Raw genomic sequence first — 14949 nt, forward strand, 5'->3', positions numbered from 1 at the left:
CCTCCGGCCCCGGCACCGACCCCGTCACCCTGCCCGACCCGCCGCCCGACCAGCGTGGTCCCGTACACCGCCACACATCGCCAGCGTACGACCGCCCACTGACAGCGCCCCGCCACCGCACCTCACCCCGTCCGACCAGCCCCTGCCCCCCCGCCGCCCCGGACCGCGCCGGGTCCCCCCCAGGTTCACGCCACCAACCCACCACCACCGCCGCTGCCGCCACCGGCGGCTCCGTCCCCAGCCCCCCGAAACGTGCTCCGATACGCCCGCGGCGACACCCCCAACGCCGACTGGAGATGCGCGCGCAGCGAGGCCGCCGTCCCGAACCCCGCCTCCGCCGCGATCCGGTCCACCGTCAGCTCCGTCTCCTCCAGCAACTGCCGTGCCCTCTCGATCCGTTGCTGGGTCAGCCACTGCAGCGGCGAAACCCCGACCTCTTCCCGGAAGCGCCGGGTGAAGGTCCGTACGCTCATCGACTCCCGCGCCGCCAGCTCCCGCAGGCTCAGCGGCCGGTCCAGGTGCTCCAGCGCCCAGGCCCGCGCCGCCCCCGTGGAGGACACCTGCGGCTCCGGAATCGGCCGCCGGATGTACTGCGCCTGACCGCCCTCCCGGTGCGGCGGCACGACCGTCCGCCGCGCGACGTCATTGGCCACCGCCGCCCCGTGGTCACACCGGACCATGTGCAGACACAGATCGATCCCCGACGCGACCCCGGCCGCCGTCAGCACATCCCCTTCGTCCGTGTACAGCACATCCGCGTCCAGCTCGACGGCCGGGAACAGCCGGCGGAAGTCGTCCACCGACCGCCAGTGCGTGGTCGCCCGCCGCCCGTCCAGCAACCCGGCCGCGGCCAGCACGAACGCCCCCGTGCAGATCGACGCGACCCGGGTCCCAGGCCGGATCCGCCGCAGCGCGTCGGCCATCGCCGCGCCCAGCCGCCCGGCACGCTGCTCCTCCCCCGGGCCGTAGTCCGCGTTGGCCGCCGGCACGACCACGGTGTCGGCCTCCGCCAGCGCCTCCGGACCGTGCGCGACGTTCACCGTGAAGTCGGTGTCCGTACGCACCTCGCCCGGCTCCAGCGCGCAGGTCACCAGCTCGTACAGCGGCTCCCCGGCAGCCGACCGGGCCTCCCCGAAGATCCGGTGCACGATCCCCACCTCGATCGGCAGCATCCCGTCCCGCACCAGCACGGCCACCCGGTGCCGCCGCCCCTCACCACCCGCCGCCCCCTCCGAACCCCCACCACGCCCCTCGACCACCCCACGCATACGCCTCACACCACTCACACCACTCACGCCCCTCACATCCCGCACACCCACCACACCCCTCGCCGCCTCCTCCACCCCATGCCCCGATCCCCCATGGCCCGATCCTTGCACTCTATGACCATCCGGCCACTCGTGTGCCGTCCCGCCCACCCCGGACAGTGGACGCCATGAAGGTCCTCTGGCTGTTCGCACACCCCGACCAGCGCTCCCTGAGCGGCGCCCTCAAGACGGAGGGCCTGCGCACCCTCGAAGCCCACGGCCACCAGTACCGCGTCTCCGACCTGTACGCCATGAAGTGGAACCCGGTGGTCGACGCCGCCGACTACGACCACGACCCGTCCGACCGCCTCCTGGTCGGCGAGGCCTCCGAACGCGCCTACACCAACGGCCACTTGAGCCCCGACATCGCCTCCGAACAGCGCAAACTCACCTGGGCGGACACCCTGATCGTCCAGTTCCCCCTCTGGTGGTACGGAATGCCGGCCATCCTCAAGGGCTGGTTCGACCGCGTCTTCGTCAAGGGCTTCGCCTTCGGCCTCAGCGACCCCGCCACCGGCCGCCCGCGCCGCTACGGCGACGGCAGACTCACCGGCAAGCGCGCCATGGTCATCACCACCGCCGGCGCCCGCGCCGCGACCCTCGGCCCGCGCGGCGTCAACGGCGACCTCAACGACCTCCTCTTCCCCCTCCAGCACGGCACCCTCTGGTACACGGGGATCTCCGTCGTCCCACCCCTCCTGATCCCGGGCGCGGACCGCGCCACCCCCACCGCCTACGGGACCGCCGCCACCCGCCTACGGGAGCGGCTGCACACCCTCCCCACCACCGAGCCGCTCCCCTTCCGGCACCAGAACACCGGCGACTACGACGACGACCTCCTTCTCCACCCCCACCTGGCCCCGACCCCCACCGGCCCGGCCGCCCACTACACCTCCGCACCACCCCCGACCCACGACTGAACGCAAAAAGGCCGTAGGCCCAGCGGATACAAATCCACTGGGCCTACGGCATCAGTAGCGGGGACAGGATTTGAACCTGCGACCTCTGGGTTATGAGCCCAGCGAGCTACCGAGCTGCTCCACCCCGCGTCGGTTCCCCGAACACTACGCGACTCCGGCCCCAACGCCTAATCGTTTCCCCCACCCCACCCTCACCCCACCCCCAGCACGCCCCCGAACCACCCCCCAACTCCCCCCGACACCCACACCATCTGCATCGACAGCCGCGATGGGTTGCAGTGGTGGCTGTACTCAGCTGCTGTACAGCAACCACTGCCCCGCAGCCCGCTACCGGCCCAGCAACCGAAGGTGATCCACTACCGGAGGGCAAAGTGCGGTGTGATCCGGCGGCCTGGCCTCTGGAGCATGCGTATAGATCAGATCGGCCCCTGGCTCCATGAGCATGATGCGATCCCGCAGCCCGTGCTCTTGTCGGGCCCAGTTTGATGCCTACCTCAGCGCGCTCCCGTGGGCAGGCAGCGGGATCGACTGGCGAGACCTACCCCACCGCTCACTGGCGCTGGACGGCGTCCGACGTGCGGCCGGCCTTTTACCGCTTCATCGAGTGACGGTCGTTCATGACCCTCAACGCTCGGCTCTGAGTTCAGGTGCGGCTGACATGACAGACTCGACCACCGCCTTACAAGTTCAGCCAGGCAACCGAGGTGGCGCCAAGATGGTGGCCTGTCTACGCCACCGAAGATCCCTCGCGTCCCCCGGCGTTCACTGCTGTCGCCATCCGCTTCGACGGGCCCGACGGCCCCGACACCCCGCCTCCGGGCTGGGCCACCCACGACCTAATTGCCGACGCTCTCCGCGCCGCCGCAGCCCGCGTCGAGGTCGGAGTCCCAGCCGTCGGCACCTTCGGCGACGGCGAAGACATCACCGAACAAGCCGTCGCCTCCTTCGTCGCCAAGTACGCCACCAAAGCCGCCGAGACCACCGGCACCGCCGACGCCCCTGCTGGTGATCTCTGGCAGGACAGTCACGGGCTGGTCTTCACGACGAAGCACGGCACCCCGATCGAGCCGGGGAACCTCACCCGGATGTTCGCTCTCCGTGCTCGCGGGGCCGGCCTCCGGGTCATCCCGCTGCGGAATACCCGGCACACCTGCAGCTCCGCTCCCGGTCGCCCTGAAGGTCCACCCCAAGGTCGCTCAGCGCATCCTGCGGCACTCACAGATCGCGATGACGATGGAGGTCTACGCGGAGGCGAGTGAGGAAGAGGCGCGCTCCGCCCTGGGCCAGCTCTCCGAGGCGATGGGTGGACCGGCTGACCTGGTTGCTGTACTTCGTTGCTGTACGGCACGACAAAGCCCCCGTCCGAGTGACCCGGCGGGGGCTTTGATCTGCTGTGCGCTCGGCAGGATTCGAACCTGCAACCTTCTGATCCGTAGTCAGATGCTCTATCCGTTAAGCTACGAGCGCTTGGCTTTCCGGCGGTTTTTCTTGCCGGTCGGCGTTGCGGGAACAACATTACATGACCTGCGCCGTGAGGCGAAATCCATTAGGTGCAGCCCCTCTGACCTGCGGAAATGTGCTCGCGGTGGCTGCTGGGGACTGCGGGGGCCGGAGGGCGTTCTCGATGATCCGGACGAAGTTCGGGCGGGTGTAGTCCTCTTCGAGGCGGTCCGGGGCGGCAGGGGTCGTAGCGCCCGGCCCGGGACGTCGGAAGTCAGTGATCACGTTGCGCCTCCCGAGGGCGTCGGGTGTCAGGTCTCAGGTGCCAGAGGCCAGGACTCGTAGTGCGCGCGGTGCGGGCGTATCGGTGCGGGCGTATCGGTGCGGGGTGCCGGTCCGGGGTGCCGGTCCGGGGTGTCGGTGTCAGGCGACGGTGATCATGTGGTGCGGCGCGGGATGTCGGCCCCGTGCCCGCCGTGCCCCGCACCCGCCCCGCCCCCCTCGCGCGCCCGCCCGGCCCGCTCCGCTCGCGCACCCGGGCATCGCGCCCACCCAGCCCGTCCCGCTCGCGCACCCGGGCATCGCGCCCGCCCCCGTACGCAAAAGCGCTCAGGCCCCGGTCGGAGTGACCGGGGCCTGAGCGAAGAAGAGCGGAGGCGGAGGGATTTGAACCCTCGATGGGGGGTAAGCCCCAAACCGCATTAGCAGTGCGGCGCCATAGACCGGACTAGGCGACGCCTCCACACACCCCACATGCGCGCACGCACGCTGTGGTGTGTCCAGATGATGGCACAGCTCCAAGGGCTGTCACCAATCGCCCCCTACGGTACTAGGCGCGCGGGCCACCCGGCAAAGACGTTCCTGCAGCGCAACGTCGGGGGCGGCGGCGCGTTAGGAGTGTGGGGGCCGTGGCGACACGCGTGTCGTGCGCCCCCGGCGCGTACGTACCGCGTACCGCCCCGCACTCGCCTCTCTGGAGCCTGTGATGCCGCACCGCCGGACCCCCTCCCTCATCGCCGCGGCCGCCACCGCCGCCACCGCCGCACTGGCCCTGGCGTCGTCCGCCGCGTCGGCCGCCCCGATCCCGCTGCCGCACCACCGGTCCGGTGGCGGCGCGAGCGGTGCGAGCCACCGCGGGCACGATGGCCACCCGACGCCCGTCGACATCACCAACGGCACCGGAATCGGCAGCATCAACAACATCACCAACGTCGCTGACATCACCCGCATCGCGGACGGCATCGGCGACCTCGGCGTTGTCGATCAGCACGGACAGCATGGGCACCTTGGACGGCACGGGCAGCAGGGGATCGTCAAGCGACGGGGTCCCGTTCACGGCGCGGGCCGCCATCGCGCGCCCAGTGACCACCTCACCGTCACCGTCCACGGCTCCGGCTCGGTCCGTACCGACGGCACCTTCGAGCTGTACTGCCACCCCGGCCGCGGCAGCCACCTCGACGCCAGGCGCGCCTGCGACAAGCTGGACGAGATGACGAAGTGGGGCAAAGACCCGTTCGCGCCCGTTCCGCAGAGCGCGCAGTGCACGATGATGTACGGCGGTCCGGCCACCGCGCATGTGTCCGGAACCTGGGCGGGGCGTCCGGTCGACGCCGACTTCAAGCGCACCGACGGATGTGAGATCAGCCGCTGGAGCCGCTTCGAACCTCTGCTCCCCCGGACCACTTTGTGACCTGTTTCGTGCCGCAGTAGCGCGCCAGGTCAGGACGAGGGGCACATGTCGGGCGTGCGGTGAGTCGCCCACGGCCGTGCCATTACCTCCTCGTCATCCGCCTCCGCTTCGCGGGCAAGTGCCCGTAGACTCCATCCCAGCGATCCGCCACGGTGGGTCGGCACGGTGCGGTAACAGGAGGGAAGCGTCTCGTGAGCAGCAGGCCATCCCGAGGCGCTGCTCGCCTCGCAGCCATACTCGACGCCCTCCCCGACGCGCTGTTGCTCGTCAACTGCAACGGCACGGTCGTCAACGCCAACACCATCGCCCTGGAGACCTTCGAGGCACCCGGTACGGCCCTGGTGGGGCGCGGGCTGCTCGATCTGCTGCCGTCCTTCGACTCCAAGCGCATCCCGGGTTCCATGCGGCGCCGGGACGAGGAGATCGAAGGGCCGCGGACGAAGCCGACGCGGATGGTCGCGCGGCGTACCGACGGCACGGAGCTGCTGGTCGAGGTGACCAGCGCCAACCTGGAGGACGGGCGGACCCCGTACGAGAGCGCCTTCGAGGCCGCGTACGCCGATCACCGCAACGGCTACACGGGCGACGAGCTGCTGATGCTGGTCGTACGGGATCTCACCGGCACGCTGGACACCGAGACCGAGCTGGCCCGCCAGCAGCGGCAGACCGAGATGATCCTGCGGGCCGCGGCCGAGGGCGTGGTCGGGGTCGACGCGGAGGGGAAGGTCGTCCTCGTCAATCCGTCTGCCGCGCAGATCCTCGGCTATCGGGCGAGTGAGCTGGGCGGGAAGGAGCTGCACCCGCTCATTCACCACTCGCGGGCGGACGGCAGTGCGCTGCCGTGGGAGGACACGCCGCTGGCCGACACGCTCAAGTCCGGGCGCAAGCACCGGGTGCGCGGTCAGGCGCTGTGGGCGAAGGACGGGCGCGCGGTGGCCGTCGATCTGACGACGGCGCCGGTGCGGGACGGCGATCAGCTGGTCGGCGCGGTGATGACCTTCACCGACCGGCGCGCCCTCGACTCGCTGGCGGCCCGGCACGCCCAGCTGCTCGCCGTACTCGACCAGGCGCTGCGCGGGCCGCTGGAGGAGCTCAAGGGCGAGCTGGGCACGCTCGCGTCCGATCCGGCCGGCCAGCTGTGGCCCGAGGCGAACCAGATCCTGCACCACCTCGCGGCCGGTCACGCCCGGATGACGACGCTGGTGGACAACGTGCTGAGCTACCAGCGGCTGGACTCGGGCAAGGAGAAGCTCAACCGCACCAAGGTGTCGCTGGACGCGGTGGTCGCCGCGGGTGTGGAGGGCGCGGTCGAGCTGATCGGGCCGGGCCGGGCGCAGTTCGCGGTGCATGCGCCGCCGATAGAGGCGGTGGTGGACCCGGAGCGGATCGCGCAGGCGCTGTCGCACCTGATCGCGGATGTCGCGGGGGTGGACTCCACGGGCCGGATGCCGGTCGGTGAGGCCGGGCCCGGCGCGGGCGGGCGCATGGGGGCGATCCCCGGCGACTCGACGATCGTGGTGGCGGCGGCCAAGCGCGGCGATGTCGTACGGATCGAGGTGCGCGGGCCGTTCGACGGCGGTGACCCGGTCCATGAGCCGATCGTGCGCGGGATCGTGCGGCAGCACGGCGGGCTGATGCAGACACACGAGGTGCCGGGGGCGCAGGGCGGTGGGCCCGGTGCGGGCGGCAGCGCGTATGTGCTGGAGCTGCCGGTGTCGGCGGACGGCACGGCGACGGCCGGCGTGGACCGGGCGGACGGGCCGGTCGGCAACGAGACGACGGTGATGCCGGTTCCGGCGGCCCGTGCGCGCGGCACGCAGGGCGATGCGGCGGACGGTGGCCAGGTGCCCGGGGGCCAGGGCGCGGGCGCCGAGGGCCGGGCGCAGGGTGACGGTGCCACGGGCGGGGCCGGTGAGCCCCTCGCGCAGCCGACCGGTCGTCGGCGGGCCCGGCGCGCGGGCGCGGGCGCGGAACAGAACGCAGAGAACTCAGTGAACGCAGCCGCGGGCGCACCGGCTGCGGGGGTGGGCAACGGTCCGGTGGCCGGCGGTACGCAGGGTGCCGGTGTTCCGGGTGGTGCGGCGGGCGAGGGCGCGCGGCGGGACGGCGGCCCAAAGGCGCGTCCGCAGGACGGCGGCGCGGCGGTGGCCGGCCCGCAGGCGGGCACGGACGGTACGGGGCTGCCGCCGGGTATGGCGGGGGCCGAGGCCGTACCGCCCACCGGCCGGCGGCGGGCCCGGCAGGACGCGCCGGAGGGCGGCGGGCTGCCCGCGCTGCCGGCCGGCGCGGGCCAGGCGCCCGGGCAGCAGGCCGCCGGCCCTCAGGAGCCCGCGGCAGGCGCGCCGGCACGTACCGCGGCCGGTGCCGCTCCCTCGGCGCCGGTGCCCGTTCCCGCCCGTCCGCAGGTGCCGGGCCGGGCCGTCGTTCCGGGACAGGCCCCGGCTCCCGGTCAGGCCTCCGCTCCGGTTCCGCCGCAGGTGCCCGGCCAGGCGCAGCCGCAGGGGCTGGGCCCCGTCCAGCCGAGCGGCCGGCGGGCGCGCCGGGCGCTGGCCGAGGCGCCCGAGCGCACCGCGCAGGGCGAGCGGGTGCAGGCGGCCGCGGCGGCCGGCGCCCAGCAGTCGGCCGGTGCGCGCACGGCCTTCGCGCTGCCGCCCGCCGCGGCGGACCAGACCCCGCAGCCGGCGCAGTCCGCGCTGCCCGCACTTCCCGCGGCCGCCGAGCAGGTGCCCGCGCAGGACGGCGCCGGGACGGGCCGCCGTCGTGCCCGCCGCCCGGTGGCCGGTGGCCCGGAGCCGACGGCGCCCGCTCAGCAGTCCGCATACGAGCTGGAGGCGGCCGCCGGCCCCGGTGCGCCGCAGGGTGCGGCGGAGTCCGAGCCGACCGGTCGGCGGCGGGCCCGGCGCGCCGCCGCCGAGGAGCGCGCGGCGGCCGCGATGGCCGACGCCGAGTCGTCCGGCACGTTCGTGGCCGGCCCCGAAGGGCTGGTGGCGCAGTCGACCGAGGCCGCCGGCCCGGCCGGGGGCACCGAGCCCGTCGAGCCGGCCGGGGCGACGGATCCGGCGTCGGCGACCGGGACGGGAACCGGCATGGCGCCCGGGATGGGCCCGGTGGCGGGCAACGACGCGCTCCGGGCGCCCGGTACCGCCCCGGCCCCGAACGGCGGCGCGCCCCAGACGCCTCAGGACCCGGCTGCCCCCGCGCCCACCGGCCGCCGCCGTGGCCGTCCCAGCCCCGCCGAGGAGGCTGCGGGACACGCCCCCGCGCCGGCGCACCGCCAACCGCTGCCGCCCGCCGCCGAGGACGACGGGCAGCCGGGGCACTCCCGGGCGTTCAGCGTGCGCACGCTCGGGCAGGGCGTGCCCTTCGCCCAGCAGATCGCCGACCAGCAGCGTCCGCCGGCGCCGCCCGGCAGCACACCGCCCGGTGGGACGTCCGCCGGTTCGGGCCGCCGCCGTAAGCTCGCCGCGCCCCCGCAGGACGGCGAGCGCGCCCTCGCGGCCGACTCCGCGGCGGACGGGGCGCGCCCGCACCCGGGCGCACCGCAGCCGCAGCAGGGCAAGCAGCCGGACCGGAGCCCGGTCCCCGCGCAGCCCAAGCAGCCGGCCCAGCCGCAGCCGCATCTGATGGACGCCAGCGAAGGCCGCGCCTTTGCGATCTCCGCGCCCGACGAGGGCAGCGAGGGCCCCGAGCCGCTGGACGGCCCGAACGGCGCGATAGAGGTGGTGGACCGTCAACCGCTGCCGATGGATGACGAGTTGCCGCCCGAGCCGCTCGACAATCCGCGTCGACTGCTGGTCTGGCCGGCGCCGGACGTCGCCACCCAGCAGGCGCTCAGCGACCGCGGCTACCGCCCGGTGATCGTCAACTCCCGCGAGGAGGTGGACGCGCAGATCGCGGCGTATCCGGCGGCGCTCTTCGTCGACCCGCTGACCGGGCCGATCACCCGCACCGCGCTGCAGTCGCTGCGCCAGGCGGCGGGCGCGGCCGAGGTCCCGGTCCTGGTGACGGCCGGTCTGGGGCAGGCCACCCGGGAGGCGGCGTACGGCGCCGACCCGGCCGTGCTCCTCAAGGCGCTGGCGCCGCGGGACAGCGAGCAGCACCCGCCGCGGGTGCTGCTGATCGAGCAGAACGACGCCATCGCGGGCGCGCTGACCGCTTCGCTGGAGCGGCGCAGGATGCAGGTCGCACGAGCCGGGGCGGACAGCGACGCGGTCACCCTGGCGACGCAGATGCGGCCGAATCTCGTCGTCATGGACCTGATGCAGGTGCGCCGACGGCGGGCCGGCATCGTCGACTGGCTGCGTGCCAACGGCCTGCTCGACCACACGCCGCTGGTCGTCTACACCTCCGCCGACATGGACCCGGCGCAGCTGCCGCGGCTGGCGGCCGGGGAGACGGTGCTCTTCCTCGCGGAGCGCTCGACGAGCGCCGAGGTGCAGGCCCGGATCGTCGACCTGCTGGCCAAGATCGGTACGAACTGAGGGTCCGACCCGGCGGCGAGCGGTACGAGGCCGGGCGCCCGCACCGCGGACTCCCGGCCTCGCCTCCCCGCCCCGCTCAGGCCAGCAGCGTGACGTCCAGCTCCCCGTCCGCGTACTGCCGGCGCAGCACCTTCTTGTCGAACTTGCCCACGCTCGTCTTGGGCACCGCCGGGATCAGCGCCCACCGCTCGGGCAGCTGCCAGCGGGCGATCCGTTCGCCGAGGAACGCCTTCAGCTCCTCGTACCCGATGGTCGCGCCCTGGGTGAGCACCACGGTCGCCAGCGGCCGCTCGCCCCACTTGTCGTCGGGTACGGCGACCACCGCGGCCTCGGCGACATGCGGGTGCGCCATCAGGTGGTTCTCCAGCTCGACGGAGGAGATCCACTCACCGCCGGACTTGATGACGTCCTTGGCGCGGTCGGTCAGGGTCAGATAGCCGTTCGGGGTGATGGTGCCGACGTCGCCGGTGCGCAGCCAGCCGTCGGGGCTGAACTTGTCCTCGGGGCGCAGCGCTCCGCCCTGTGCGCCGCCGTAGTACGCGCCCGCGATCCACGGTCCGCGGACCTCCAGCTCGCCGGCCGACGCGCCGTCGTGCGGCAGCCGCTCGCCGCCGGGCCCGATCAGCCGGGCTTCCACGGACGCCGGGAAGCGGCCCTGGGTGGCGCGGTAGCCCCACTCGTCCTCGCCGCTCACCCCGGCCGGCGGGTGCGCGACGGAGCCCAGCGGAGAGGTCTCGGTCATGCCCCAGGCGTGGACGACGCGGATGCCGTGCCGCTCCTCGAAGCCCCGCATCAGGGCCGGCGGGCAGGCCGAGCCGCCGATGACGACCGTCCGCAGACAGGCCACGTCCCGCCGTGTGGCGTCCAGTTCGCCGAGCAGGCCCTGCCAGATGGTGGGGACGGCGGCGCCGACCGTGGGCCGTACGGTCTCGATCATCTCGGCGAGCGGTGCGGGCTGCAGGAAGCGGTCCGGCATCAGCAGCGAGGCACCGGCCATGAACGCGGCGTGCGGCAGCCCCCAGGCGTTGACGTGGAACATCGGCACGACCGGCAGGGTGATGTCGCGGGAGGTCAGCGCGAACGCCTCGGCGGAGTTGACCTGCATCGAGTGCAGATACAGCGAACGGTGGCTGTAGAGCACGCCCTTGGGGTCGCCGGTGGTCCCGGAGGTGTAGCACAGCGCGGCGGCCGCCCGCTCGTCGGTCTCCGGCCAGTCGTAGGTCTCCGGCCGCCCCGCGAGCAGCTCCTCGTAGTCGTGCACCCGGGCCCGCGCGCCGTCGAGGACGGAGGTGTCGCCCGCGCCGACGACGACGATGTGCTCGACCCTGGGCAGCTGGGCCAGCAGCGGTGCCAGCAGGGGCAGCAGGCTCCCGTTGACGAGCACGACCCGGTCCTGGGCGTGGTTGATGATCCACACCAGCTGCTCGGCGGGCAGACGCAGGTTGAGGGTGTGCAGTACCGCGCCCATGGAGGGGATGGAGAGGTAGGCCTCCATGTGCTCGGCGTTGTTCCACATGAGGGTGCCGACCCGTTCGTCGTCGGCCACCGACAGCTCGTCGCGCAGCGCATGGGCCAGCTGCGCGGCCCGGCGGCCGATCTCGGCGAAGGTGCGCCGGTGCGGTTCACCGTCGGTCCAGGTGATGACCTGCGACTCACCGTGGACCGTCGAACCGTGGTCCAGGATTCGCGAGACGGTGAGCGGTACGTCCTGCATCGTGCTCAGCACCGGGTGCCTCCGCTTTGTTACGGGCGGGTAGTGGTGCTGCGATTGTCAACGCATACCGGGCGGTATGTCACGCCCCCGGGGGTGTGTTTCTTGCCAGCTCTCGACACCGTGTACGGGCCCGCGGGCGCCCGCTGATCAGCGAGAACGGGCACAACCGGGCCCGGCCGGCAGCTCTCCGTTCACGGCCGCGGCTCGACCGTCGGCGGCAGCGCCTGGAGGACCAGCACCGACAGATCGTCCTCGACCGGGCCGGTGCCGAAGTCGTGCGCCGCGCGCCGGACGTGCTCGGCCAGCGCCTTGGCTCCCAGGCCCACGCCGTCCTTCAGAACCTCGATCAGACCGTCGTTGTCGTCCAACTGCCAGTTGCCGCACCGGCGTTCGGTGACGCCGTCGGTGACGCAGAGCAGGGTCTCGCCGGGGGCGAGGTCGAAGGAGCTGGCCTGGTACTCGGTGCCCTCGTCGATGCCCAGGAGCATCTGGGGCTCGGAGGCCGGCTCGACGGCGCCGTCGAGGAACATGTGCAGCGGCGGCGGATGGCCGGCGCTGGCGACCGTGCAGCGCGCTCCGGGCACGCCGGGGTCGACCTCCAGCTCGCCGTACAGCAGGCTCAGAAAGCGGGAGGTGGCCTGCTCACCGCCGAGCTCCACCGCCTCGGCGCTCTCCTCCGCCATGGCCAGATTCAGTCGTCCGAGTACCGATTCGACGCCATGACCCTCGCGCGCCAGCAGCCGTACGAGGTGCCGGGCCAGTCCGGTGACGGACATCGCCTCCGGGTCCTTGCCCTGTACGTCGCCGAGCAGGAAGCACCAGCGGCGGTCGCCCATCGGGAAGACGTCGTAGAAGTCGCCGCCGACGGTCTGGCCCTCGCCGTGCGGCTCGTAGACGATCGCGGTGTCCACGCCCACGATGCTGGCCAGCGACGCGGGCAGCTGCCGGCGCTGGAGCGCCAGGCTGATCGTGGTCTGCCGGGTGTACTGGCGGGCGGTGTACACCGCCTGCGCCACCCGGCGCGCCACGTCCTCGACCATCCGCACCACGGTGTCGGTCATCTGCAGGTGCCCGGACCGGCCGAGCAGCAGCACGCCCAGGTCGGTGTCCCGGGCGACCAGGGGGAAGGCGAGCGCGGAGCCGCCCGAAGGGGCCGCGCCGGCGCATTCCGGCCAGGGCCAGGGAGTGCCGGCGGTACGGACCATGTCGACGGGCGGTTCGCTCTCCAGGTCGGCGCGGAGCGGATTGATCCGCCGCTCGTCGACGTGCCAGACGCGGGAGAGCTGCATTCCGCCGCCCTCGACGCTCAGCCAGACGGCGCACCAGTCGGCGAGCCGGGGCACCAGCAGCTGGGCGGCGAGCGCGGTGACCATGTCCTGGTCGAGCTGCCCGGCCAGCAGCTCGCTGGTCTCGGCCAGGAAGGACGGGCCGCCGCGGTCGGCCCACTCGGCGGGGTGGCCGCGCAGATGACCGCGCTGGCCGACGGGGTGGGCCAGACGGACCGGGGGCTCGGCGCCGCGCGGCTCGGGCGCGGTGCCGACGAGTGCCGGCTCCCCCTCGGTCGCCTCCAGCCGGAACCAGACCGTCTTGACCGACTTGCGGTAGGTCACCCCCCAGGACTCCGCCAGCGCGCCGACCAGCTGGAGGCCGTAGCCCGGCTCGTCGGTCCGGGCGTCGACTCCACCGCGTACGCCCCGGGCCGGGTGGCGGTCGGAGACCTCCACCACCACGCCCACCTTCGCCCGGCCGGCCCCCGTCTCGGCGTCGGGCGGCGGGCCGTGTTCCAGGCGGCAGGTGACGTCGATGTCCGTGCCGGCGTACATCACGGCGTTGGTGACCAGCTCGCTGGTGAGCAGTACCGCGGTGTGGATGAGCTCCGAGCTGATCGCCGCGGCGCCGGGGCCCGCCGTGGCGGGCGGTGCGCCCGCCCGTTCGGTCAGCAGCGCGCGCACGAATTTCCGTGCTCCGGAGGCCGCGAGCTGATTGGCCGGCAGTCCTTTCCGGGACACGGATTCCGTCGTGTACGGGGAGGACAGCGCTGCCACTGTGCCCCCTGAGTGTGCCGGGAAAAACTAATTACGGGCGCTTTATACTATGTCATATCCGCCCAAATTGATCATTCTGCAGGAATAGGACCTCTCCACAACGACCACCGGGGGATGGTGCGCCATGGCTCTCGACCCGCCCCCACCCGAATCCACCTCCGCGCCCGCCGGGCGCTCCGTGTCGTCGCGGCCGACCGCGCCGTCGCCGCCCGCCACGCCGCCCGCCGCGGACCGGTCCGACGGGGGCGGGCAGTGGGTGCGCACCAGCGAGCTACGGCCGCTGCTCGCGGCGATGAACGCCCTGCGTGACGGGGACTTCACCACCCGCGTGGAGAGCTTCCCGGACGGCGGCACGCCGGACGGTGTGCTGGCCGACATGGTCGGCGTCTTCCACCAGATCGTCGCCCGCAACGTCCATCTGGCCTCCGAGCTGCAGCGCGTACGCGGCGAGATCCTCCGCCAGGGCCGGCTGGACGAGCGGATCTCCGCGAGCCCGGGGCAGGGGACCTGGACGACGAACATCGAAGCGGCCAACACCGTCCTCGAAGCGCTGGTCGTGCCGCTCGCCAAGGCCACCCGGGTGCTGGACGCGGTGGCCGACGGCGATCTGACCCAGCACGTCGACCTGCACGACGGCAACCGCCGGCTGCACGGCGATCTGCGCCGCCTGGGCAGCGGAGTGAACCGCATGGTCGACCAGCTCTCGCTGTTCACCGGCGAGGTCACCCGCGTCGCCCGCGAGGTCGGCACCGAGGGCCGGCTGGGCGGCCGCGCCAAGGTCCAGGGGCTCTCCGGCGACTGGCTGCATGTGACCGAGGCGGTCAACACCATGGCGTCGCGGCTGACGGCGCAGGTGCGCGACATCGCCGTGGTCACCACGGCGGTGGCGCGCGGCGATCTGACCCAGCAGGTGACGGTCGAGGCCACCGGCGAGCTGCTGGAGCTGAAGATGACCGTCAACAAGATGGTCGACCAGCTGCGCGCCTTCGCCGACGAGGTCACCCGCGTCGCCCGCGAGGTCGGCACCGAAGGCCAGCTCGGCGGCCGTGCCCAGGTCAGGGGCGTATCCGGGGTCTGGAAGGACCTCACCGACAACGTCAACTTCATGGCGTCCAACCTGACCTGGCAGGTCCGCAACATCGCGCAGGTCACCACGGCGGTGGCCAACGGCGATCTGAGCCAGAAGATCACTGTGGACGCCCGCGGCGAGATCCTCGAACTGAAGTCGACGATCAACACGATGGTCGACCAGCTCTCCGCCTTCGCCGACGAGGTCACCCGCGTCGCCCGCGAGGTCGGCACCGAAGGCCAGCTCGGCGGCCGTGCCCAGGTCAGGGGCGTATCCGGGGTCT

General features: G+C 73.1%; 7 protein-coding genes, 3 tRNA genes and 1 pseudogene. 5 read left to right on the plus strand and 6 right to left on the minus strand.

The features are described 5' to 3' along the window. Positions 1-185 precede the first annotated feature (185 nt). Entirely contained in the window at positions 186-1268 is a 1083-nt protein-coding gene (locus tag ACZ5XZ_RS08960) for a GlxA family transcriptional regulator (protein WP_468975972.1), read from the minus strand. A gap of 167 nt (positions 1269-1435) precedes the next feature. Here ACZ5XZ_RS08960 and ACZ5XZ_RS08965 point away from each other — a divergent pair, with 167 nt between their 5' ends. Continuing rightward, positions 1436-2227, plus strand: a complete 792-nt coding sequence (locus tag ACZ5XZ_RS08965; protein WP_468975576.1) for an NAD(P)H-dependent oxidoreductase — start codon at positions 1436-1438, stop codon at positions 2225-2227. A 55-nt stretch (positions 2228-2282) separates the two neighbouring features. Here the strand turns inward: ACZ5XZ_RS08965 and ACZ5XZ_RS08970 are convergent. Beyond that, positions 2283-2356: transfer RNA gene (locus ACZ5XZ_RS08970), tRNA-Met, on the minus strand. 647 nt (positions 2357-3003) lie between these two features. Here ACZ5XZ_RS08970 and ACZ5XZ_RS08975 point away from each other — a divergent pair. Beyond that, positions 3004-3535 (plus strand): annotated as a pseudogene (locus ACZ5XZ_RS08975) (replication initiator); the annotation flags it as partial. Positions 3536-3621: 86 nt separating this feature from the next. On the opposite strand, the gene ACZ5XZ_RS08980 reads toward ACZ5XZ_RS08975, so the two are convergent. Together ACZ5XZ_RS08980 and ACZ5XZ_RS08985 are read right to left on the minus strand one after the other, a co-directional pair. After that, a tRNA-Arg gene (locus ACZ5XZ_RS08980) sits at positions 3622-3694 on the minus strand. Positions 3695-4318: 624 nt separating this feature from the next. Next, positions 4319-4409 (minus strand) — tRNA-Ser (locus ACZ5XZ_RS08985). Positions 4410-4652: 243 nt separating this feature from the next. Between ACZ5XZ_RS08985 and ACZ5XZ_RS08990 the strand changes: the two genes are divergently transcribed. After that, positions 4653-5357 (plus strand): SSI family serine proteinase inhibitor, encoded by a 705-nt coding sequence (locus ACZ5XZ_RS08990; protein ID WP_468975578.1) that lies wholly within the window; start codon positions 4653-4655, stop codon positions 5355-5357. A gap of 191 nt (positions 5358-5548) precedes the next feature. Next, on the plus strand, positions 5549-9838 hold the full coding sequence (locus ACZ5XZ_RS08995) for a PAS domain-containing protein (protein WP_468975580.1): 4290 nt from the start codon (positions 5549-5551) through the stop codon (positions 9836-9838). A 76-nt stretch (positions 9839-9914) separates the two neighbouring features. On the opposite strand, the gene ACZ5XZ_RS09000 is transcribed toward ACZ5XZ_RS08995, so the two are convergent. Together ACZ5XZ_RS09000 and ACZ5XZ_RS09005 are read right to left on the minus strand one after the other, a co-directional pair. After that, positions 9915-11564 (minus strand): long-chain fatty acid--CoA ligase, encoded by a 1650-nt coding sequence (locus tag ACZ5XZ_RS09000; protein WP_468975582.1) that lies wholly within the window; start codon positions 11562-11564, stop codon positions 9915-9917. Positions 11565-11743: 179 nt separating this feature from the next. Further along, on the minus strand, positions 11744-13561 hold the full coding sequence (locus ACZ5XZ_RS09005) for a SpoIIE family protein phosphatase (protein WP_468975584.1): 1818 nt from the start codon (positions 13559-13561) through the stop codon (positions 11744-11746). A 160-nt stretch (positions 13562-13721) separates the two neighbouring features. Here ACZ5XZ_RS09005 and ACZ5XZ_RS09010 point away from each other — a divergent pair. After that, the coding region (locus tag ACZ5XZ_RS09010; RefSeq protein ID WP_468975586.1) for a HAMP domain-containing protein at positions 13722-14949 on the plus strand (1228 nt) is incomplete at its 3' end.

Source organism: Streptomyces sp. NPDC033270, assembly GCF_055576575.1.